This is a genomic window from Leminorella grimontii ATCC 33999 = DSM 5078, from assembly GCF_000439085.1.
Lineage (GTDB): Bacteria > Pseudomonadota > Gammaproteobacteria > Enterobacterales > Enterobacteriaceae > Leminorella > Leminorella grimontii.
Genome location: NZ_AUUA01000005.1, coordinates 64,458 through 86,151 on the forward strand (window position 1 = coordinate 64,458; position 21,694 = coordinate 86,151).

Sequence of the window (21,694 nt, forward strand, 5' to 3'; positions counted from 1 at the left end):
TAAAAACTGTAAATATTAAGTAAAATCATTGAATTGAAGCACCATTAAAACCTGATAAAAAAATAGGGAATTAGTGCGGAAAGGTGAAACTCATCACATACTGTTTGATTTATTAAACACGCTACGAATACGTCATAAAAATAGCTATTGTTATTTTTAATTTTTGGCAGTAGATATATTGTCAGGACATAATTGAAAAATAGAAAAGAATTCACGCGCCGCTACGGGCATGGCTTTTAATGATAGCCCGATCACATTTATTTAATGGAATGAAGGTATCTACAATGAATAAAGAGAATAGCCTCTCGACGCCGCTTTATATTAAAGTCGACGAGCGGGACAATGTAGCGATCGTCGTCAATGATAACGGACTTCCCGCCGGCACTCGCTTTAGCTGTGGGCTTGAGCTGGTGGAGCACGTTCCCCAAGGGCACAAGGCGGCGCTGGTTAACATCGCCGAAGGCGAGGCCATCGTTCGCTACGGCGAAATCATCGGCTACGCCGTTAAGGATATTCCCCAAGGCGGCTGGATAGAAGAGTCGCTGGTCACGCTGCCCGAAGCGCCGGCGCTGGAAACGCTGCCTCTGGCGACCCACGTTCCCGCCCCCCGTCCCCCTCTGGAAGGCTATACCTTCGAGGGCTATCGCAATGCGGACGGCAGCGTCGGCACCAAAAACCTGCTGGGCATCACCACCAGCGTTCAGTGCGTGGCCGGCGTGGTTGACTACGTGGTCAAACTTATCGAGCGCGACCTGCTGCCCAAGTACCCCAACGTTGACGGCGTCGTAGGCCTGAATCACCTTTACGGCTGCGGCGTCGCCATCAACGCCCCCGCCGCCGTCGTGCCGATCCGCACTATTCATAACCTGGCGCTGAACCCCAACTTCGGCGGCGAAGTGATGGTAATAGGCCTCGGCTGCGAAAAGCTTCAGCCGGAGAGGCTGCTGGAAGGCACGCCGGATACGCAAAAAATCATTCTCAAAGACAGCCCGATCGTTCGCCTACAGGATGAGCAGCACGTCGGCTTTGGCGCCATGATTAAAGAGATTATGCGGGTGGCAGAAATTCACCTTCAAAGGCTGAATGCCAGAACGCGGGAAACCTGTCCGGCGTCCGAGCTGGTGGTCGGCATGCAGTGCGGCGGCAGCGACGCGTTCTCCGGCGTCACGGCCAACCCGGCAGTAGGATTCGCTTCCGACCTGCTGGTGCGCGCCGGCGCAACGGTCATGTTCTCTGAAGTGACCGAAGTGCGTGACGCCGTACATCTGCTGACGCCTCGCACCGTCGACGAGCAGGTCGGCAAGCGCCTGCTGGAAGAGATGGCCTGGTACGACAACTATCTTGACAGCGGTAAAACCGACCGTAGCGCCAACCCGTCGCCGGGTAATAAAAAGGGCGGACTGGCCAACGTGGTGGAAAAGGCGCTGGGCTCGATCGCCAAGTCGGGCAAGAGCGCCATTGTGGAAGTGCTGTCGCCGGGCCAGCGCCCGACCAGGCGCGGGCTTATCTACGCCGCCACTCCCGCCAGCGACTTCGTCTGCGGCACGCAGCAGCTGGCCTCAGGCATTACGCTGCAGGTATTTACCTCCGGGCGCGGCACGCCTTACGGCCTGGCCGCCGTGCCGGTGATCAAGATGTCGACCCGCAGCGCGCTGGCGAAGCGCTGGTTTGATCTGGTGGACATCGACGCGGGCACCATCGCCACCGGCGAAGCAACGATCGAAGACGTAGGCTGGGAGCTGTTCCACCTGCTGCTGGACGTCGCCAGCGGCCGCAAAAAACCGTGGTCCGATCGATGGGGGCTGCACAACGCGCTGGCAGTGTTTAACCCGGCGCCGGTGACCTGATGGTTTAATCAAAGAGAGAAAGCGGCCCGCAACGGGCCGTTTTTAAACAGACAGGATCAGGAAAATTTATCTCGCAGAAAAACCGGCCACCCACTTATCCAGAAAACCAAAAAGCGCCTCGTTCATCTCCCGATAGTCGTTACGGCGCAGTTCCTCCGGCGTCTGAACAAATTTGAACTCGTCGGCGCGGCTTAGGTCGCCGGTCGAATTGGCGATCAGCAGTTCCACTACTTCCGGCGTGAGCTCTAGGTGGCACTGAAAGCCGTAGACGTTATCACCATATTCGACGATCTGCCGCGGACATCCTTCGCTGTAGGCAATCACTTTGGCTTCAGGCGTCAGGCCGGGCATGTCGTTGTGCCAGTGGCCGACGTCTATCGTTTTGCCAAAGTGGGTAAACCTGTCGTTGCTCAATCCGTATTCGGTTAGCGCAATGGGATATTTGCCAATCTCCTTCTCCGGGCTGTGCCCAAAGCGCGCCCCCATCGCTTCGCCGACCAGCTGAGCGCCCAAACAAACGCCCAGCACCCGCTTACCGGCGGCGATAGACTTGGATATCAGCGCCTTTTCCGCCTCAGCGTCAAAGTAAGAGCATTCCGCCATCGTGGTGCTCGGCGACTGGGGGCCGCCCATTACGATCAGCATGTCGATATCCGCAACCGACTCCGGCAAGCGCTCTCCTTCATAGATTCGAGAGCGGCTGACGGAATGACCGCGCATTTTAGCCCAGTCCTCATAGGCGCCGGGCGCCTCAAAGGATTCGTGAATAATGAAATGAATTCGCACTGTTTGTTGCCTCCTGATGATTGGCTCGTTAATTCCCTTTTAGACAATACTTTTGCCCATCAGACTTGAAGGGAAATATGCTAAATAACCTTTGATAAAATAGCGCACGCCACTGTCACTCATCATAAACATAAATATACCCATAAGGGTTATATAAAAAGGCGTCCTCTTCATAGAATTTACATTCAATAAGTCTGGAATTACGTTTAGCTAGCTCAGAGGCCTTTATTTCCTGAGTAATATCCTCAAAATTACCGTTGGTTTTAAAAACGATATTGGCGATGCTGTCTATATTTTTTGACGCATCTTCAGCGGACTCCTGCGTAGCGTCATAACTATAAAGCACGTCCGGCAGCCCGAAAAGATGAAGGCCGCAGCTGTGAAGGCCGTATTCGGTGCCAATCGGCCTTCTAACAAACGCGTAATACAGGCACGACCGAGAAGGCGCATTGGCGCAAGATTCGCTTAAGGCCACCCAACGCGACCGGCCGTGGGCGATGCCCTGGCTTTCGGCTTTAAGCGCCGTAACGCCGAATTCATTAAACAGGCGTTTAATAAAAATCAGCGACTTCGTCATCATAGGTTCTAAATCTTCGCGCCGTTTTACTCTGGGCGCTAAAAAATAGGCGACGCCGCCGTGGCTTTCAATGGCCCGCAGGTCTTCTTCGGTAAATGAATAGTGGACCAGATCCGCAGAGACCTCAAAGGAATTGGGCATTCGGTCGTCATGCTCTAATCCAGAAAAGGTTTCATCAAACTCAAATCCCGCTTGCCCTATTGCCTTTTTTAATACAGAAAATTCAGCGGATGACCAGTTTCCCAGCGCACAAAATACCGATCTGGGCATGATGTTGGAAAACGTTTTTACCATAGAGCTCCCTCTTCAATTATATTCTTCCCATAAACGATGGAGGCCACAGGCCACATTGATATATATTCAAAAATATCAATTAGCACCGTATTAAAGCGGAATAGGAAGGGAGAATAAAGAGGAAATAATAAGGTTTTTTAACGGTATAAAGAAAAAAGAACCCACGAGAAAGCCGCTGGCTTCATATTCTTGGTAAAACGCTATTCTTCATCCAGCTGTAGCGCAATATACAGCTGCATATGATCGTCAAACTTTTTCAAATTAAGCCCTGTAATCTCGGAAATACGATTAAGGCGATAATCAAGCGTGTTTCGATGAATATAGAGCGACTTTACCGTAGCGCCAGGGTGCATGTTGTGTTTAAACCACGCCAGCAGGGTGCGTCGCAGCAGGCCGTTGTTGTCCATCGCCTTGAGCTTGATTAGCGGGCGATTCAGTTCATTCACCTGCCAGCCACCGCGCAGGCTGTCGAGCAGCACCGGCAGCATCAGGTCCTGATAGTAGTAGCAGCGCAGCTCAGGCATCCGCTTTTTGCCGACTGACATCGCGGCTTTGGCCGTACTGTAGGAGCGAGCGACGCTTCCCGGCCCGGAAAAATGGTTGCCAAGCGCCACGCTGACCTTAAGGCGGGTATTCTCAGAGACGCGCTGCAGCAGGGCGTCTACTCGCCTGCGGTGTTCGTCAGCATCCCAGCGCCCGTGAGAGTTTAAAGCCGGTTGCAGCACCACCATCTCATTAAGCGACACAATCGCGATAAGGTTGTCCCGATCGGGTGCCGTAAGCAGAGCCTGCATCTGCTGTAGTTCAGTCATCGACACCTCGACGCCAAGGTGACCGCTTTCCAGCTCGATAAGCGTCACGATCCTCGGCTGCGCCAGGTCGATTCCCAGCCGTTGAGCCCAGTCAGTCAACGCCGCTGGCAGCTCATCGCTGCGAATAAGGTTCAGCACCAGCGCTTCCCGCATTCGGCTGTCCTGCGCCAGCATGTTAAGCAGCCGGGCCTGTTCCAACATCATCTCCGCCGCCATGCTGACCAACTGCCCGTGCTGACGCAGTAGGTCGGGATCGCCGGTCAGACCGATAACGCCAACTATGTCGCCCTCAACCCGAAGCGGAAGATTAATGCCAGGCCTGACGCCCTGAAGGCTGGCGGCGACCGCGTCGTTGATTTCTACAATACGCCCCTGCGACAGCGCCAACAGCGCTCCCTCGTGCAGCTCACCGATGCGATTGGCGTCACCGCTGCCGATGATGTTCCCCTTGGCATCCATTACGTTGATATTGCTATCAATAATCTGCATCGTCCGGCTGACGATGTCCTGGGCGAGCTTGGCATCAAGGTGATAAAAAGACATGGCGGTATCCTTACAACGCGCTTAACCCGCCCAGACTAATCGGAGTGAATGATCTGCGCATTGTGCAATTGCACAAGATTGCGCTCTATTTATTCAAAGTGAGGGAATAGTCACAAATATCAATGCGTAGGAAAAAAAAACGAAGGCGGGCGCCGCATTCACGCCCGCTTAAAGGCAGTTAATCCGCAGCCATTAGCCGCCGATATTCGTCATAGGCGTATAAATCAGTCATGCCGCTGATGTAGTCCTGAATCAGCCGGGCGCGAAAATAAAACTCCCGAATTTCCCGCTGTGCTTCAGGTAAATGCCCTAATTGCGCCACGGCCTCTTTGTAGGCCATGCAATGCTTGGTGGAAAGCTTATGGTAGAGGCGGGTTTCTATCAGGTAGCCGCGGTGGCGATTCTCTTTCACCAGTTGGTTGAAGTCGGCCAACGGCATATCCAGAAGCGGACTATAGATATCCAACAGGCCGCTGATAACCCGATACCCCTGAAGCTCAAGCTGTTCAACCTCATCCTGGCTAAACACATAGGTCAGCGCGACGTCTTTATAGACGCTGAGCAGCTTAAAGGCCTCGTCTCCTCCCTCCAGCAGCGCCTGATTAAAGCTGCCTTCGAAAATTGCCGGCAGGTGGTTGATAAACCTCTCGGCGGCCCTCGGCACCAGTTGCCCGATGGTAAAGACCCGAAGATACATAAAGAACTGATCTTCCCTGTGGCGATGGCCGCTGCCCTGCTCGACCTTGCGCAGCGCGCCTCCGATGGTTTTATCAAACAGGTCGCCTTCCGCCACATCTCCCCAGGACTTCTTCAAAAGCTCGTAAAGCCGATCGACGGTCAAAATATTCTTTTCCACCGCATCTTCCAGATCGGCGATGCAGTAAGAAATATCGTCAGCCGCCTCCATAATGTAGGTCAGCGGATAGCGGTTGAACCCTTCCATGCCCAGCTGGTAGCGCAGCTCGGATACAAAGTTCTCCTCGGCCATATAGTAGCCAGGCTTTTTCATCAGATAGCCGTACTGCGGCGGCGCCTCGCCGGACCAGTAGGCCGGCCGGGTATATTTTAAAATGCAGGCGACCTGGGAGTAAGTGAGGTTGAGCTTCAGCAACGTATGGACTAGCCGGATGGCCTGCGCGTTGCCCTCAAAGTTACTGAGGTCCTGACACACCCGCAGCCGCAGCTGATTGAGCTCCGGCTGTTCATCCTCCAGGCGCAGACAGGGATAAACGCACAGCTTGCCTGCGCCGTCGCGCAGGTGCTTACGAAACCAGTTGTTGATCGCCGCTTCGCCGAAGTGCCCGAAGGGAGGGTTCCCTACATCGTGCATCAGGCAGGCCATTTCCACGATGCTTTCAAAGGCGTCAAACAGGTTTTCCAGCCCCAGCTCCTGCGTTCTTCCCGCCTTTTTGAGCCGATTGAGGATCTCTTTGACGATGTGGCGCCCAACCTGCTGGACCTCCATTGAGTGCGTCAATCGGCTGCGTACGGCGGCGTTGCGCTCCAGAGGAAAAACCTGCGTTTTCTGCTGAAGCCGACGGATTGCCGCGGAGTTGATGATGCGTCCGCGATCGCTTTCAAACTGGCGAGTAATGCCGTACTCGCCCTCTGGGGCGGATGAGGAACTAAAAGGACGTTGAACCCTGATTCGTTTAGAAAAATCGATCCCGGACATGGCTTTTCCTAGTCTGCGCTAACGCCGTTGCTTTACTTTCAGCGCCTTTGGCAATAGCGCCAAAAATAGCGACGTTATCTCGATGAAAAGTAAAACGCTTTTATATCATTGCTGAAAAAGTGCTCCGCAAACCATCATACATTATCCGCAACAGGATAAAAGGAACATCTCGGTCGAAAAACTCTGCATGAGGGGGAGCTTAATTTCTTCTATTAGCATGTTAGACTACCGGCCACGTTTATACACAGAAGATGACGGACAGATACCATGAAAGTAGGCATTATTGGCGCAATGGAGCAGGAAGTAACCCTGCTGCGTTCACAGATTGAAAACATGACCACCCTACGGCGCGCCGGATGCGAAATCTATACCGGGCGCCTGAACGGCGTCGAGGTTGCGCTGCTGAAGTCCGGCATCGGCAAAGTCGCTGCGGCCATGGGCACCGCGCTGCTGCTGGAACTCTGCCGTCCGGATGCCATCATCAATACCGGCTCCGCCGGCGGCCTGTCGCCGTCGCTGAAGGTGGGCGATATCGTCGTTTCCGATGAGGTTCGCTACCACGACGCCGACGTTACGGCGTTTGGCTACGAGCCGGGCCAAATGGCCGGCTGCCCCGCCGCCTTTACCGCCGACGTCGCGCTTATCGGCCTTGCCGAACGCTGCATTCGCCGCTGTGAGCTGAACGCCGTTAAGGGACTGGTGTGCAGCGGAGACGCCTTCATTAACGGCGCCGAACCTCTGGCCCGCATTCGCAGCGTATTCCCTCAGGCGATCGCCGTTGAAATGGAAGCCGCTGCTATCGGACACGTCTGTCACCAGTTCGGTACGCCGTTCGTCGTCGTGCGCGCTATTTCTGACGTCGCCGATCGGGAATCTCACCAGAGCTTCGACGAGTTTCTTGAGCTGGCCGCCAAGCAGTCGTCACTGATGGTGACCACCATGCTAACCGAGCTGGCTGAACAAGCTCCGTGATCGGGCCAAAACCATCGCGTGTGCAACTGGCCGGGTGGATCTCGGTTATCGTTTTTAGCCTCGTCGGCACGGTAGCCTTTGCCGCCGCCGAGCGCGTCATCAGCTTTGCGCCGCACGCGACCGAGCTTGCCTACGCGGCAGGCCTTGGCGACAGCCTGATCGCCGCCAGCGACTATTCTGACTATCCTCCCGAAGCAAACCGCCTTGAGCGTGTTGCTTCCTGGCAGGGCATCAACCTCGAACGGGTTTTAGCCCTCAAGCCGGATTTGATTCTGGCTTGGCGCGGCGGCAATCCGCAAAAGGTGCTGGACCAGCTTAGCGGGTTCGGTATTCCTATCGTCTATACCGACGCCGATACCATTGACGGTATCGCCGCAAACCTTTCCCAACTGGCGCCCTACAGCCCGCACCCGGAAGAGGCGCAGCAGGCGGCGCAGAAGCTGCTGGAACAAAAAACCGCGTTGGAAAAACGCTATAAAAAGGCGGACGCGCCGCCGATAAACGTCTTTCTTCAGTTCAGCAATCAGCCGCTGTTTACCGCATCGGGAAAAACGCTGCAAAGCGAGGTGGTTTCCCTGTGCGGAGGAAAAAACGTCTTTGCCGACAGCCCGGCGCCCTGGCCGCAGGTAAGCCGCGAGCAGGTTTTGGCGCGTCGGCCGGAGGCTATCCTGATTGCCGGCGACGGCTCGCAGGAAGAGAACGTCAGGGCGTTTTGGCGCGGCCAGCTCGAGGTCCCCATTATTAGCGTCCCTGAAGACTGGTTTAACCGCAGCGGCCCAAGGATTATGCTGGCCGCGGAGGCGGTATGCCAAAAGCTTTCGCAAATTTCATCTGGTTCATAGGATTGGAGCACTGATAAATGCTGGTTTACTGGCTGGACATACTTGGAACATCGGTCTTTGCCATTTCGGGCGTTCTTTTAGCGGGAAAGCTGCGGATGGATCCCTTCGGCGTGCTAGTGCTGGGCGTCGTGACCGCCGTCGGCGGTGGGACGATTCGCGATATGGCGCTGGCTAACGGCCCGGCGTTTTGGGTTAAGGATCCCACCGACCTGGTAGTGGCGCTGGTCACCTGCGTCGCTACCATCGTACTCGTACGCCATCCCCGCACGCTTCCCAAGTGGATCCTGCCGGTGCTGGACGCCATCGGGCTCGCGGTTTTCGTCGGCATCGGCGTCAATAAGGCATTCGCAGCAGGAACCGGCCCGCTGGTGGCAACCTGCATGGGCGTGCTGACCGGCGTCGGCGGCGGCATCATTCGCGACGTGCTGGCGCGGGAAGTCCCGATGATACTTAGAACCGAGGTCTACGCCACGGCCTGCATCATAGGCGGCTCAATCCATGCAACAGGCTACTACTTTTTCCGCCTCGATCTGGATGACGCAGCCTACATCGGCATGATTATTACTCTGGCGATCCGCCTGGCGGCGATTCGTTGGAGCCTCAAGCTGCCGACGTTTAGCTTGGAAAAATAGCAAAAAGCACGGCGATGCCGTGCTTTCTCAGTAAAAGTCTAAAAACCGTATCAGATGCTAAACGACGACCCGCATCCGCAGGTGCTCTTGGCATTCGGGTTTTGAATGATAAAACGGGAGCCTTCCAGCCCTTCGGTATAGTCAACCGCGCCGCCGACCAAATATTGCAGGCTCATCGGATCGACCACCAGAGAAACGCCCTGCTTCTCGATAACCATATCTCCGTCGTTTACCTTTTCATCAAAGGTAAAGCCGTACTGGAAGCCGCTGCATCCGCCGCCGGTGATATAAACACGCAGCTTAAGTTCGGGATTGCTTTCGTCTGCAATCAGCGCTTTTACCTTATTGGCTGCCGCATCGGTAAACTCCAAGGGCAGTGCTGTTGAATCGCTCATCAATTATCTCCGGCTTATCTATTCATTTTAGTCTGCGCTGGTCATTTTAGCCTGCGCTGGCCCGCTGCGTTGGCGAACCGGTAATGGCTACGATTATCCAATAGTTGACTAAAACGTTCAAGTATTCTGCGCATTCGTTTACCGTTCGCGCCGACCTTGGGGGCAGCCCTGCGGGCCGTTTGACACCGTAAACTACGCCTCATTTTGTTATTTTACAACAGGCGAAAGCACGATGAGAGAACCGGCATCCGCTTTTAACGCGGAATCTATTTAACCTGGCACAAACATTAACAATCCGACGCTGTTATTTAACGACAGTTCTTTTAGAATGGACGGCGTTTCCCGATTTTCCAGATAATTAAGGCAGGAGCCCGCCATTATGAGCAAGTCAGAAAATTTATACGCACAGGCACAGAAAGTGATCCCTGGCGGAGTAAACTCTCCGGTACGCGCCTTTACCGGCGTCGGCGGCGTGCCGCTGTTCATTGAACGCGCCGACGGCGCCTATCTTTATGATGCCGATGGCAAAGCCTACATTGACTACGTGGGATCGTGGGGGCCAATGATTCTGGGCCATAACAATGACGTCATCCGCGATGCGGTTATTGAAGCCGTTACGCAAGGGCTGAGCTTCGGCGCCCCGACGGAAATGGAAGTTGAAATGGCTACGCTGGTGACCGAGCTGGTACCCTCCATGGACATGGTCCGAATGGTCAACTCCGGCACCGAAGCCACCATGAGCGCCATCCGCCTGGCCCGAGGCTTTACCGGTCGCGACAAAATCATCAAGTTTGAAGGCTGCTACCACGGCCACGCCGACTGCCTGCTGGTCAAAGCCGGCTCCGGCGCGCTGACGCTGGGCCAGCCCAACTCGCCGGGCGTCCCCGCCGACTTCGCCAAGCATACGCTAACCTGTACCTATAACGATCTGAGTTCCGTTCGTGAGGCGTTCGAACAACACCCTGAAGAAATCGCCTGTATCATCGTTGAACCGGTCGCTGGCAACATGAACTGCATCCCGCCCCAGCCGGACTTCCTGCCCGGCCTGCGCAAGCTGTGCGACCAGTACGGCGCGCTGCTTATCATTGACGAAGTCATGACAGGCTTTCGCGTAGCGCTGGGCGGCGCCCAGGCCCACTATAACGTAAAGCCGGACTTGACCTGCTTAGGCAAAATCATCGGCGGAGGCATGCCGGTCGGCGCGTTCGGCGGCCGCCGCGACGTGATGGCCGCGCTGGCGCCAACCGGTCCTGTCTATCAGGCGGGAACCCTGTCCGGCAACCCGATAGCCATGGCCGCAGGCTACGCCTGCCTGAGCCAGTTGACCGACGTGGGCATTTACCCACAGCTGGCGGAAAGCACTCAAATGCTGGCAGACGGGCTGCTTGAAGCCGCCAAGCGCCAGGGCATTCCGCTGGTGGTGAACCACGTGGGCGGCATGTTCGGCCTGTTCTTTACCGATGCCGACACCGTGACCTGCTATCAGGACGTAGTGAAGTGCGACGTCGAACGCTTCAAGAAGTTCTTCCACCTGATGCTGGAAGAAGGCGTCTATCTGGCGCCGTCCGCCTTTGAGGCCGGCTTTATGTCGCTGGCGCACTCAAAAGAAGACCTCCAGAAAACCATCAGCGCCGCCGAGCGCTGCTTTGCGAAGCTGGCGTAAGCGCGGACCATACTCTCCATAAGAGAAAGGCCGCGTTGTTTGACGCGGCCTTTTGCTTCTATCCCTGATACTCAACAAACTCATGCCTCCCATTAAGGCAATATCTCACCCCAGCCCGAATGCCGTTCTCCCCCTCGTAGGCGATCGCAAACCGCGTTCTTTCACCGTCAAAGTAGGACAGCGCGGCGCAGGCGCCCGGCCCCAAAATAACGTAGTCGACGCTGCCGGTTGAAACAACCTGAGCGGCGTCTCCCATCGCCACAAGCCGTGCGCCATCGCCGACGTTGGCAATAGCGCTTTGCGCGCCAAAGCTTGATACGTGGCACAGGTCCCCGGCATTAGCCACCTTGGCGCGCTCGCCGGCGCTGCCAATACGCCCGCGCATGCCGGCATTAGCGGCACGTACGCCGTCCCCGGTGCTGCTAACCTTAGCGGAGTTGCCGGCGCAGGCGATCCTGGCCCTGTCGCCCGAACTGCCGATGCGCACGTCGTGCCCGACGCAGCCTATGCGCGACGCGTAGCCCGCGCTGGCTATCTGCGATGCATAGCCGGAACTGCTCAGCCAGCCGTATTCGCCCGTGCTGCCGATGTGAGCGTTAACTCCGCTACAGGAAATGCGCGCGCTGCCGCCGCAGCTGCCAATGCGAGCGTCATCCCCGGAACAGCCTATTTGCGAAGCGTTATCCACGTCCATCCAGCGGTAGCCGTCGATTTGCGATGCGACTTTCTGGCTATAGGCGTATGGGCTCACGGCTGGGGAAGGTCTGACAAAATCGAGTCCAGCGTCCTGCGTCTGATTAAGGCCGCAGGCGAGCAAATCGGTCGCCTGCGTTTCCTGACGGACGAAGCCTTCCTTTTCCAGCCACAGAGAATAGGCGTATTCAACCAGGCTGGTGGCCCAGTTGACTCTACCGCTTTGAATAAGCAGGCTGTGAACGTCGGCGTAGCGCCCGCCGGAGGGAAAATGGCGTATGAACCAACGATAGATATCGGGGCTGACGCGCCAGCCCCGAAGATCGTGACGAGTAATTAACATCGTTAGTGACGATGGTAACCGTCAACCATGCACTTGAACGTCTCGGTCGGCGTACGCCCGGTCGTGCACAGGTAGAGGTGACCAAAGATGAAGAACACGCTCAGCACCGCCAGCACGAAGTGCGCCTGCAGTATCCAGTAGTGAGCGCCCGCAGCATTGAAAGACATTGCCTGTGGATACAGAGACAAAAGTCCGGTAATCAGCAGCAGCGGCACTAGCGCATACATCACGCCCAGATAGGCTATTTGCTGCAGCGGGTTGAACTTAGAATGAACGGTTGCCGGGAACGGGTGCTCTTCTCCTTTCATGATGCCAAACAGATAAAAGCGAACCTGCTTCGTCGCACGCCCCATCCACCCCTGCGGCCTGATAACGTAGTGATGCCCGTTGCCGCCTACGGCGTTAATCAGCACAAAGCCCAGCCAGCAGGCAATAAGCAGAAAACCGCAGATCTTGTGCACGCCTACCAGGCTTTTTACCGCCTCGGACGCCACCAGGCCAAAGTGGTTAATCAGGCCGCTGCCCAGCAGCAGAATGAATAACAAGGCGTTGGACCAGTGCCAAAGGCGGACCGCTTTAGAATAGAGATAGACCTTCTCATGGCTTTCTCCATGCTTCTTCCCGCTTTGGCGAGCGCGCAGCATCGCATGCAGCGCCAGCACCAGCAGCATGGCCACCAGCGCCAGACCGGCGATGGTGAGCCATACCGGCCAATACTGCGGCGTAAACAGCGGCACGTACTGATGAAGCTGGGACTGGAACTGTTCAGCATTCAGCGCGGCGTTCATACGCTATCCCCCTTTTTTATCAGGTGTTGACCGAAAAGGCGGTACAGATGGGGCTTGCCTACGCCTTTTAGCTGGTACTGATAGAACTTATTGTTCGCAAGCCAGGCCTGTACCTCTGGGCTATCCTCTTTGCCGAAGATCAGCGCGTTCTGCGGACAGACGTTCACGCATATCGGCGCAAAGCCCTTGGCAAGACGAGATTCGACGCAGAAGTCGCACTTATCGGCTACCTTGGTTTTAGGATTCAGATAGCGAACCTGATAAGGGCAGGCACCGATACAGTAGCTACAGCCGATACAGCTCGACTTGTTCACTCTGACGATGCCGTTCTCGTCGCGGTAGGATGCGCCGGTCGGGCAAACGTTAATGCAGGGCGCGTCCTCACAGTGCTGGCAGGAGTGACGGAAAAAGTGGTACTGGGTTTCGTTCTCGTTGTCGGAAACGGGAATATGGGCGATTGACAGGCGGCTGCCGCTGTCGGGAACGTGGTTCACCTTGCGGCAGGCCCTTGCGCACAGATTACAGCCGTTGCAGCGGGTCTCATCGTGGATCATCGCATAGCGTACAGGCTGGGTTTTGCCCGATGCCGCCAACACGCTTCGACCGGGGCCGGTAAAGAAGATAACCGTTCCCATGCCGATGACAAATTTACGCCGAGTGTAGGTCATCTGCTCATCCCCCGGTTCTGTTGACGGCAATAGCCCGGCTTTCGCCATAACGCTAAATATACCTTGCTCATTTGTATTGCTCCGCCATTGCCTATTTCGAATCAATGAAATAGTTAAAGTGGTTGCTTAATTGGGTCATGGCCTGTCGGTATTCTTTTTGGCCGCCACGACCCGATGCTGCCTTAAACGTTTACGGATTCTGAAACTGTTCGACTTCAAGCCATTCGCACAGCCCGTAGGCCTTGCCGAAACTCATGAAACGCTCGCTGAACAGGTAGTCCACATCGTTTGATGAAGACACCGGCCGAATGTCGGCATAGTCCGGATGCGAATCTATTGCGGCCAGCGCGGCCTCAATCTCTTCAGGCGAAAAGCGGTACGGCTCCTGCGTCAACATGGCGACCTTGTAAGGGCGCGGATAGGTTTCACACTCAAACCTCACCGCGTGCGCGATGGTCTTGCAGATATCCTTCTCCATCACCAAAACGCACATGTTGGCGTAGTTTGTCGACATGCCCTGGGTCGAGTAGTAATAGCGCTCCTGCTCTCCCGGGCAAACGACGATATCGCCGCACTCTTCAGATTCAAACACCGTCTGCATCACGTCATCCAATGCCTTCTCGGAAATCGAATACGGCGGCAGAAGAAACGTGCCGTGCGTCACCAGCGTGCCGGCCATCGAACGCTGACGGATAAAGTCAGCCACGATATCGACCGGAGAAATCTGGGTCGCCTCAAGCTCTGCCTGGGCTTCTTCGATTTCTCGCTGTAGCGACTCGCCCTGCAGCGAAGACCGGCTAAACAACCGACGCTTACCGGCATCGACCGCTTCGTCAGCCTCGGCATCGGCCCCTGGCGCCGTGTCCGGATTCAGAATCTCTTCGTTTAACGCGCTCATCGGTACCCTCACCGAACTTAAGAAGGCAGCAGGTTCATAGAGGCCAGGTCGGCCGCTACGTCCTCAAGACCCAGACGGTGAAGCGTCTCTTTCGTCGGGCAGCCCAGCTCAGGATCCCAACCCATCTCGGTGTAGAACATGGTGAACGACTTATGCATGTCGTCGCGATCCATTTTGTCCGTCCCTTCCGTGAAGGCCGGGATCTTCGGATCTTTGTCAAACACCCATGAGCAGATGAGGTCGTGCTCGTTACGCATATCCATGGTCTGCATCAGCTTCACCGTATAGGCGCGGTGCAGAGTGAAAATACGTTCGGCGGCCAAATCCAGAGAGGCCTGCGTTGCGTCGTCGCCGGTTACCGCTTTGAAGAATTTCGCTTCAAGTTCCAGATCGCCGCGATAGTTGCGGCTCTTGAGCGGAGATACCGTCATCGGCCACACCCAGTTACACAGCGTAACGGCGTTATGCAGGCAAACCTTAAGCAGCGTCCACTTGGCGTATTTGATTTTTGCCGGATTAATCGGCGTATAGTTTTTCGTTTCGTCGTAAGCGTCTGCGGAGCCGAACAGCTCGGCGGCCACTTCCCTTTGCAGCTTCAAAGGCAGACCGGAACCAATAAAGTTGATATGGGTATGGGTCATGCAGTCGCGGTTAAACATGCAGTTGGTAATAGCCCCCACCTGTGCCGACGCTTCGTTGGCGTGGTGAACCGGGTAGCCGTACGGCGACCACAGCTTGTTTTTGGCGTAGGCCCAGTACTCTTCGCCCAAATTCCAGCGTTCGGCAATCGCGTAAGAACCGTCCGACAGGTGGCTCAGCTCGCCTACGCGATGCGCCAGGCGGTAGTACAGGTCTTTCACGAAGTTGATGTCGCCCGCTTCCAGCTGATCCCAGCGGATTTCCGCATACTCTTCCGCCGGCAGCACGCGCTTGAACACGCCCTTGCTGTAGCAGTAGGTGAAGTCTCTATGCAGCTGACCGTAGTTACACCATAGGCCGTAGTCATCAAACAGGTTTAGCCCAACCAGGTTGCCGATAACGCGCCCGTCGTCCTTCTCCTCAAAGTCTTTTGGCCCTTTGGGGAAAATCGTCGTATGGACAAAGTTAGCCACGCAGGTGTTACCGCCGGTGGTCGGCACGCCAAAGTCTTTGACTCTGGGGATGTTCATTTGCGTCATGCAGCGGATAGGGCAGGAATGGCAGCCGCTCATTTTTACCGTGTACTTCTCGGCGACCGGCCCCAGGTCGAAGACCGACTTATAGGTTCTGAAACCAACGGTGTTTTGGTTGCCCGGAGGGATTTCCCCCGTTTCAATCGGGCCGCCCTCGGCCGCGCCCCAGAACAGGCCTTTACGCGCCGTCCAGCGGGAACCCGGCGCCGAGTATTCAGCCCACGCCTGCGGCGTGCTCGGCACAACGTGGTTGTTGTTAGCGCCGATAAGCTCGGTCATCATGTAATCGTTCAGGCGCTTCATTTCATGACGATCGGCAATGCCGACGCCCTTGGTGCCTTCGATGGCGATCGCCTTCAGCTTCTTAGAGCCCATAACCGCGCCGGTGCCCGCACCGCCGCTGTGGCAGCGACTGTTTAACATACCGGAAAGCGGCACCAGGTTTTCCCCGGCCTGGCCGATAGTCGCTACGCAGGTTTCCGCGCTGGTCATGCCGCAAATTTCTTCCGTCGTGGCGCGCGTGCCTTTGCCCCACAGGAAGTCAGCTTTCTCAATGCTGACCTTATCGTCTTTAATGTTAATCCAAACTGGCGTCTCGGACTTGCCTTCAATGATGATGACGTCGTAGCCCGCAAACTTCATCTGTGCGGCGAAAAAGCCGCCCATGTGCGCATCCACCACCAGGTTGCCCTTGGTAAAGGTCGACAGGCTGGTGATGTTAACGCGAGAGCTACAGGGCGCGCCCGAGCCGGTTAACGGCCCGACGGCGAAAACCAGCTTGTTGGCTTCGTCAAAGGGTTTGGTGCCAGGCGGCACTTCGTCATACATGATGCGGTAGCCAAAGCCCATACCGCCGATAAACTGCTTATATTTGCTGGAATCTTCGAGAGAAATCTTTCCCGTCGAAAGGTTAATTCTTAATATATTACCCGTCCAACCGTTAGCCATGATCTTTTCCTTAACACGCTGAAATCAAAAGGAACCGCTGCCAAGACATAGGTCGCTTAGACCGTAATGTCTTTCCACTCGATGATTTTTAATGCGCCCGTCGGGCAGGCGTTTGCGCACTCGCCGCACAGAACGCATTTAGACGACTTATGCGTCTGGGTGTTGACGGTCGCCATCATCCATGGACAGGCCGTAGTACAGGCGCTACATCCAATACAGCGCTTATGATCGACGGTAATGCATCCCTCTTTTTCGCTATAGGAGATAGCCCCGATGGGGCACACCTTCATGCACTGAGGGTCTTTACATTGCCTACACGTGTCCGGCGTATAGTTCAGATCGCCGAAAAGCCCTCCGCCAGACCCAACCCGACCGTCGCCAAAGAAGTAGTTGCGGTGGATTTTGATTCTGGAGAAGAACGTTCCGACGGCCCCATCGTTATAGTTGGTGCAGGAAATCTCGCAGCGGTGGCAGCCGGTACACCGGGCTCTTTGCGTAACTAACACCCCTTTAGGCGTCGTTATTAAGCCAACGGTACCGCTGTCAACGTCTTCCTGTGTACAACCAAAGAGTGATAGTAAAGAAGGGGCAATGGCCAATCCCGTAAGGCCTTTACCTGATATACGCAGAAACTCGAGTCGTGTTAAACCACTATCTAAAAATGGACGTTCGACGTTATTAGACATTTATTTCACATCCTCTTCCGTACTCGCTGAAATAACAACACGTTCGATATTATTTTTATAATTTCTTCACATTTACCAACAAAGAGGTATACGCGCGATAATAGTCGTCTTATTTCTCGAAATAATCTGTGATCGTTATCAACTAAAACTGAAAACCCGCACTAAATGAATGGTTATTGATATTCATTATCATTAATATAGAACCATTAATCATGAATAAATGCCTTTTAATAACAAACAAGACATTATCAATAAATATCAATTAAATAGTTAACCAATTGTTATCTTTTTTTATTGTTATAAAAAGGAAAAAGGAGAGGTTTTCTTAATATTGATAGGCTTAAATTTATACCTTTTTATAAAAATAAAAGCATCTTTCTTACATTAATAACAAATAGTCATCATTCACGGTCTATTAATAAAATGACTGTATTCTATGGACAAGAATCTTAAAGACGACAGAAACACTCATTGTGACCAATTATAAATAAAATGAGGGGAGAAAACATAAAAAGAGAAACGAGGCGTCTGCCATAATTAACGCCGTCGAGAAAACGGCAGAAGGGAGAAACGAAGAGAACCGTGGCGCTTTTAAAAAGCGCGGGCAATCAAAATGCGGCATCAGGCTAACCGCTGAGGCCTATTTCCCTGCCAAAAACGCCCGATAGTCCGCCAATACGCGAAGAAAGTCCTCAACGCCGCAGCAAGACATGCTCTCTTCGTCGTAGTAAAACATGCCCTCTTCCAGCTCATCGCTTTCAAGCTCAAGCTGATTGGCGCGAACGATAACCTCTTCGGCATCGAGCCAAAGAGTATATTCGTGGCCTACCCTTTGCCACTGCCGCTCGCTGCCGCGAACGCCTTTAACCGCAGCCTCTACCTCGTCAAGCAGCGCCACGTTGCCTTTAGCCTCTTCATTCAACCAGTGGCCAATCGCCTCATGATCCATAGAAAAACGGGCAACGACCTGGCCTGTAATATCTAACGTAAATTCATAGTCCATCGTATGCTCCCGCCGTATGTTAACGTTATTCCATAATCATCATACCCGTGAAGCCCCTCGCCGCACCACCGAGATGCACATATATTCACATAAAAAAACCGCGCCGAAGCGCGGTTTTTATCTATCAACGGCTTAACAGGTCGTTATACAGCGGCCTGAAAAATGACGCCGTCAGCCTTCTTGGTGTACTCGCTGAGCCGATCGAAGTTGAGGTAGCGGTAGGTATCCTGCGCGCTCTTGTCTACTTCGGCCATATAGCCCAAATATTCCTCAGCCGTCGGCAGACGCCCCAGCAGCGCGGCAACCGCAGCCAGCTCGGCTGACGCCAGATAAACGTTAGCGCCGGTGCCCAGACGGTTCGGGAAGTTACGGGTTGAGGTGGACACAACGGTCGCCCCTTCGTTCACTCGAGCCTGGTTGCCCATGCACAGAGAACAGCCCGGCATTTCGATACGCGCGCCGTTTTGGCCGAATACGCTGTAATAGCCTTCTTCGCTCAGCTGAGAGGCATCCATCTTGGTCGGCGGGGCCAGCCATAGGCGGGTCGGCAGTTTGCCCTTCACGTTTTGCAGCAGCTTGCCCGCCGCGCGGAAGTGGCCGATGTTGGTCATACATGAACCGATGAACACTTCGTCGATCTTGTCGCCGGTCACATCAGACAGCAGGCGAGCGTCATCCGGATCGTTAGGCGCGCACAGAATAGGCTCCTTGATCTGGTTCAGATCGATATCGATGACGGCTGCATATTCTGCATCCGCATCGGCTTCGATAAGCGTCGGGTTCGCCAGCCACTCTTCCATCGCCTTCACGCGGCGCTCAATCGTACGAGCGTCGCCATAGCCTTCGGCAATCATCCACTTAAGCATAACGATGTTAGAACGCAGATACTCTTCAACCGGCTCTTTGTTCAGCTTGATAGTACACGCCGCCGCAGAACGCTCTGCCGAGGCGTCGGCCAGCTCAAACGCCTGCTCGGCCTTCAGCTCTGGCAGACCTTCGATTTCCAGAATGCGGCCAGAGAAGATGTTCTTCTTGCCCTGCTTCTCAACGGTCAACAGCCCTTGCTTAATCGCAAAGTAAGGGATGGCGTGAACCAAATCGCGCAGGGTAATGCCCGGCTGCATTTTGCCGCTAAAGCGCACCAGCACGGATTCTGGCATATCAAGAGGCATCACGCCGGTCGCCGCGGCAAACGCCACGAGGCCAGAGCCCGCAGGGAAAGAGATGCCGATCGGGAAACGGGTATGGGAGTCCGCACCGGTACCGACCGTATCAGGCAGAAGCATGCGGTTCAGCCATGAGTGAATGATACCGTCGCCCGGACGCAGAGAAACGCCGCCGCGGTTCATAATAAAGTCAGGCAGAGAGTGGTGCAGCTGCACGTCAACCGGCTTCGGATAAGGCGCGGTGTGGCAGAATGACTGCATAACCAGATCGGCAGAGAAGCCAAGGCAGGCCAAGTCTTTCAGCTCGTCGCGAGTCATGCCGCCTGTGGTATCCTGAGAACCCACCGAGGCCATTTTCGGCTCGCAGTACTCGCCGGGACGAACGCCCTTCACGCCGCAGGCTTTGCCTACGATCTTCTGCGCCAGCGTGTAGCCTTTGCTTGACGCATCGGCAGACTTCGCCTTGATAAACACGTCGCTCGGCGCCAGGCCCAGAGATTCACGAGCCTTGCTCGTCAGGCCACGGCCGACGATTAACGGAATGCGGCCGCCGGCGCGCACTTCATCCATCAGAACGTCAGTCTTAAGCTTAAAGGTCGCCAGCAGCTCATTGGTGGCGTGATTGCGCACTTCGCCTTTAGCCGGGTAAATATCGATAACGTCGCCGGTATTGAGCTTAGACACGTCAATGTCTTCAATCGGCAGCGCGCCCGCGTCTTCCATGGTGTTAAAGAAGATTGGCGCGATTTTGCCGCCCAGCACGACGCCGCCGCTGCGCTTGTTCGGCACATATGGAATATCGTCGCCCATAAACCACAGCACGGAGTTGGTTGCGGACTTACGGGATGAACCGGTACCCACAACGTCGCCCACGTATACCAGCGGGAAGCCCTTCTCTTTCAGCGACTCCAGCTTTTTCACCGGGCCGACTTTGCCAGGCTGATCCGGCTCGATGCCGTCGCGGGCGATTTTCAGCATCGCCATCGCGTGCAGAGGAATATCCGGGCGGGACCAGGCGTCCGGCGCAGGAGAGAGGTCATCGGTATTGGTTTCACCGCTGACCTTAAATACGGTCATGGTCAGTTTTTCCGCCAGCGCTGGGCGGGAAAGGAACCACTCTGCGTCAGCCCAGGACTTCATCACCTGCTGCGCATAGACGTTGCCGGCCTTTGCTTTGGCTTCGACATCATAGAAGCTGTCAAACATCAGCAGCGTATGTGAAAGCCCCTTCACGGCGATGGGCGCCAGCGCGGCGTTATCCAGCGCGTCAATCAAAGGTTGGATGTTGTAGCCGCCCTGCATGGTGCCCAGCAGCTCAACGGCTTTTTCTGGTGAAACCAGCGGCGAAACGGCTTCGCCTTTAGCGATGGCGGCCAAAAAGCCGGCCTTAACGTAAGCGGCTTCGTCAACGCCCGGCGGCACGCGATTGGCCAACAGGTCGAGAAGCACTTCTTCTTCTCCGGCCGGCGGGTTCTTCAGCAATTCAACCAAGCCTGCGACTTGCGCCGCATTCAGCGGCTTTGGTACAACGCCTTCTGCAAGACGCTCAGCGACATGTTTACGATATTCCTCTAGCACGACGACTTCCCCCACTAACTTGTTATATTGAGCAGCGAATTTTATGGTGTTAATGTGCATAAAATTGTTAATCTGCGGTATATTCAAACTGAGAGTAAATTGCATCAGAGCGCTGGTTTCGCCTAGTGACAAACGAAAATTCTGTTACTTTAATCACACTAAGTCTATATGCACTTTATAGCCTTTATGATGCAAACCAGACGGCAGAAGGGCTCCCACCGCAGGATTTCACAAGTATAGCTATTTATCACATTTTTATTACAATTTTGCAAAGAAAATAGATTTCGTTTTTCTATTTATTTTCAGATATATTACGCTGTATCGCTTAATCAAAAGCGATGACCAAAAGGATTGGTTGATCCAGCGTTTTTTCATTCGCGAAAGGAATCGGGATGATGCGTAAACCGCGTTTCAGGCTTTATCACTTAATACTTCTGATTGCCGTACTGAGCATTATGGTGCTGCTTGTCGCTCGCTTTGCTTCCCCCCACATGCACGCGGATATCTACCACCCGCAGAATGTCGACGCGCCGGAAGAACTATGGGATCCGCTCTATTCCTCAATGAAGTTCGGCCTCCAGTATCTTCTCATCGCGCTGATTGCCGTTGGCACCATGGTGTCCGCCCTCCTGTTCTTTGTCTTTCGCGACGACGGTTCCTCCTCTATTTCTTCATAGCCTATTAATAAAAACGCCCCCGGCACGGGCCGGAGG

The 21,694-nt window shown here is 54.8% G+C and carries 19 protein-coding genes; 6 read left to right on the plus strand and 13 right to left on the minus strand.

Annotated elements, in window-relative coordinates:
* The first annotated feature begins 284 nt into the window (after positions 1-284).
* Positions 285-1,847 (plus strand): galactarate dehydratase, encoded by a 1,563-nt coding sequence (garD, locus tag G544_RS0110935; protein ID WP_147654615.1) that lies wholly within the window; start codon positions 285-287, stop codon positions 1,845-1,847.
* Positions 1,848-1,913: 66 nt separating this feature from the next.
* Here garD and G544_RS0110940 read toward each other — a convergent pair whose 3' ends face one another.
* The 4 genes from G544_RS0110940 to dgt form a co-directional block, all read right to left on the minus strand.
* Entirely contained in the window at positions 1,914-2,633 is a 720-nt protein-coding gene (locus G544_RS0110940; protein ID WP_027274638.1) for a type 1 glutamine amidotransferase, read from the minus strand.
* Positions 2,634-2,748: 115 nt separating this feature from the next.
* Positions 2,749-3,504: a hypothetical protein gene (locus G544_RS0110945; protein WP_027274639.1), complete on the minus strand. Its 756-nt coding sequence runs from the start codon at positions 3,502-3,504 to the stop codon at positions 2,749-2,751.
* A 200-nt stretch (positions 3,505-3,704) separates the two neighbouring features.
* Complete coding sequence (locus tag G544_RS0110950; protein ID WP_027274640.1) at positions 3,705-4,859, minus strand: CdaR family transcriptional regulator; 1,155 nt, start codon at positions 4,857-4,859, stop codon at positions 3,705-3,707.
* Between the two features lie 178 nt (positions 4,860-5,037).
* On the minus strand, positions 5,038-6,534 hold the full coding sequence (dgt, locus tag G544_RS0110955; protein ID WP_027274641.1) for a dGTPase: 1,497 nt from the start codon (positions 6,532-6,534) through the stop codon (positions 5,038-5,040).
* A 267-nt stretch (positions 6,535-6,801) separates the two neighbouring features.
* On the opposite strand from dgt, the gene mtnN reads away from it, so the two are divergent.
* From mtnN to G544_RS0110970, 3 genes are read left to right on the plus strand one after another with little or no spacing between them, the layout of a single operon-like run.
* Complete coding sequence (gene mtnN / locus G544_RS0110960; RefSeq protein WP_027274642.1) at positions 6,802-7,506, plus strand: 5'-methylthioadenosine/S-adenosylhomocysteine nucleosidase; 705 nt, start codon at positions 6,802-6,804, stop codon at positions 7,504-7,506.
* Between the two features lie 26 nt (positions 7,507-7,532).
* Positions 7,533-8,348 (plus strand): vitamin B12 ABC transporter substrate-binding protein BtuF, encoded by an 816-nt coding sequence (gene btuF, locus G544_RS0110965; RefSeq protein ID WP_245614594.1) that lies wholly within the window; start codon positions 7,533-7,535, stop codon positions 8,346-8,348.
* A 17-nt stretch (positions 8,349-8,365) separates the two neighbouring features.
* Positions 8,366-8,980, plus strand: coding sequence for a TRIC cation channel family protein (locus G544_RS0110970; RefSeq protein WP_027274644.1), 615 nt, complete (start codon positions 8,366-8,368; stop codon positions 8,978-8,980).
* A gap of 50 nt (positions 8,981-9,030) precedes the next feature.
* Here G544_RS0110970 and erpA read toward each other — a convergent pair whose 3' ends face one another.
* Positions 9,031-9,375, minus strand: coding sequence for an iron-sulfur cluster insertion protein ErpA (gene erpA, locus G544_RS0110975; protein ID WP_027274645.1), 345 nt, complete (start codon positions 9,373-9,375; stop codon positions 9,031-9,033).
* A gap of 379 nt (positions 9,376-9,754) precedes the next feature.
* Here erpA and hemL point away from each other — a divergent pair, with 379 nt between their 5' ends.
* Positions 9,755-11,038, plus strand: a complete 1,284-nt coding sequence (gene hemL / locus G544_RS0110980; RefSeq protein ID WP_027274646.1) for a glutamate-1-semialdehyde 2,1-aminomutase — start codon at positions 9,755-9,757, stop codon at positions 11,036-11,038.
* A 58-nt stretch (positions 11,039-11,096) separates the two neighbouring features.
* On the opposite strand, the gene G544_RS0110985 is transcribed toward hemL, so the two are convergent.
* From G544_RS0110985 to acnB, 8 genes are all read right to left on the minus strand, one after another.
* A complete protein-coding gene (locus G544_RS0110985; RefSeq protein WP_027274647.1) occupies positions 11,097-12,074 on the minus strand; it encodes a YdhT family protein in 978 nt (325 codons plus the stop codon).
* 2 nt (positions 12,075-12,076) lie between these two features.
* Complete coding sequence (phsC, locus tag G544_RS0110990; protein WP_027274648.1) at positions 12,077-12,862, minus strand: thiosulfate reductase cytochrome B subunit; 786 nt, start codon at positions 12,860-12,862, stop codon at positions 12,077-12,079.
* Positions 12,859-13,530: a 4Fe-4S dicluster domain-containing protein gene (locus G544_RS0110995; RefSeq protein ID WP_051155709.1), complete on the minus strand. Its 672-nt coding sequence runs from the start codon at positions 13,528-13,530 to the stop codon at positions 12,859-12,861. The genes phsC and G544_RS0110995 overlap by 4 nt, the downstream gene beginning before the upstream one ends.
* Positions 13,531-13,720: 190 nt before the next feature.
* The gene (locus G544_RS0111000) at positions 13,721-14,428 is read right to left on the minus strand and encodes a YdhW family putative oxidoreductase system protein (RefSeq protein ID WP_027274650.1); all 708 of its coding nucleotides are present in this window, start codon (positions 14,426-14,428) and stop codon (positions 13,721-13,723) included.
* A 17-nt stretch (positions 14,429-14,445) separates the two neighbouring features.
* Positions 14,446-16,548 (minus strand): aldehyde ferredoxin oxidoreductase, encoded by a 2,103-nt coding sequence (locus G544_RS0111005; RefSeq protein WP_027274651.1) that lies wholly within the window; start codon positions 16,546-16,548, stop codon positions 14,446-14,448.
* A 56-nt stretch (positions 16,549-16,604) separates the two neighbouring features.
* On the minus strand, positions 16,605-17,234 hold the full coding sequence (locus G544_RS0111010; RefSeq protein ID WP_027274652.1) for a ferredoxin-like protein: 630 nt from the start codon (positions 17,232-17,234) through the stop codon (positions 16,605-16,607).
* A gap of 640 nt (positions 17,235-17,874) precedes the next feature.
* Positions 17,875-18,237 (minus strand): protein YacL, encoded by a 363-nt coding sequence (gene yacL / locus G544_RS0111015; protein WP_027274653.1) that lies wholly within the window; start codon positions 18,235-18,237, stop codon positions 17,875-17,877.
* A 143-nt stretch (positions 18,238-18,380) separates the two neighbouring features.
* Positions 18,381-20,981: a bifunctional aconitate hydratase 2/2-methylisocitrate dehydratase gene (gene acnB, locus G544_RS0111020; protein ID WP_027274654.1), complete on the minus strand. Its 2,601-nt coding sequence runs from the start codon at positions 20,979-20,981 to the stop codon at positions 18,381-18,383.
* A 392-nt stretch (positions 20,982-21,373) separates the two neighbouring features.
* On the opposite strand from acnB, the gene G544_RS0111025 reads away from it, so the two are divergent.
* Positions 21,374-21,658 carry a hypothetical protein gene (locus G544_RS0111025; protein WP_027274655.1) on the plus strand — a complete coding sequence of 95 codons (285 nt, stop codon included), beginning with the start codon at positions 21,374-21,376 and terminating at the stop codon, positions 21,656-21,658.
* The last annotated feature ends 36 nt before the right edge of the window (positions 21,659-21,694 follow it).

Bases quoted from the DNA above. Each gene is read 5' to 3' on its own strand.
- garD (WP_147654615.1), top strand. From the start codon at position 285: ATGAATAAAGAGAATAGCCTCTCGACGCCGCTTTATATTAAAGTCGAC.
- G544_RS0110945 (WP_027274639.1), bottom strand. From the start codon at position 3,504: ATGGTAAAAACGTTTTCCAACATCATGCCCAGATCGGTATTTTGTGCG.
- G544_RS0110950 (WP_027274640.1), bottom strand. From the start codon at position 4,859: ATGTCTTTTTATCACCTTGATGCCAAGCTCGCCCAGGACATCGTCAGC.
- dgt (WP_027274641.1), bottom strand. From the start codon at position 6,534: ATGTCCGGGATCGATTTTTCTAAACGAATCAGGGTTCAACGTCCTTTT.
- mtnN (WP_027274642.1), top strand. From the start codon at position 6,802: ATGAAAGTAGGCATTATTGGCGCAATGGAGCAGGAAGTAACCCTGCTG.
- G544_RS0110970 (WP_027274644.1), top strand. From the start codon at position 8,366: ATGCTGGTTTACTGGCTGGACATACTTGGAACATCGGTCTTTGCCATT.
- erpA (WP_027274645.1), bottom strand. From the start codon at position 9,375: ATGAGCGATTCAACAGCACTGCCCTTGGAGTTTACCGATGCGGCAGCC.
- hemL (WP_027274646.1), top strand. From the start codon at position 9,755: ATGAGCAAGTCAGAAAATTTATACGCACAGGCACAGAAAGTGATCCCT.
- G544_RS0110985 (WP_027274647.1), bottom strand. From the start codon at position 12,074: ATGTTAATTACTCGTCACGATCTTCGGGGCTGGCGCGTCAGCCCCGAT.
- phsC (WP_027274648.1), bottom strand. From the start codon at position 12,862: ATGAACGCCGCGCTGAATGCTGAACAGTTCCAGTCCCAGCTTCATCAG.
- G544_RS0110995 (WP_051155709.1), bottom strand. From the start codon at position 13,530: ATGACCTACACTCGGCGTAAATTTGTCATCGGCATGGGAACGGTTATC.
- G544_RS0111000 (WP_027274650.1), bottom strand. From the start codon at position 14,428: ATGAGCGCGTTAAACGAAGAGATTCTGAATCCGGACACGGCGCCAGGG.
- G544_RS0111005 (WP_027274651.1), bottom strand. From the start codon at position 16,548: ATGGCTAACGGTTGGACGGGTAATATATTAAGAATTAACCTTTCGACG.
- G544_RS0111010 (WP_027274652.1), bottom strand. From the start codon at position 17,234: ATGTCTAATAACGTCGAACGTCCATTTTTAGATAGTGGTTTAACACGA.
- yacL (WP_027274653.1), bottom strand. From the start codon at position 18,237: ATGGACTATGAATTTACGTTAGATATTACAGGCCAGGTCGTTGCCCGT.
- G544_RS0111025 (WP_027274655.1), top strand. From the start codon at position 21,374: ATGATGCGTAAACCGCGTTTCAGGCTTTATCACTTAATACTTCTGATT.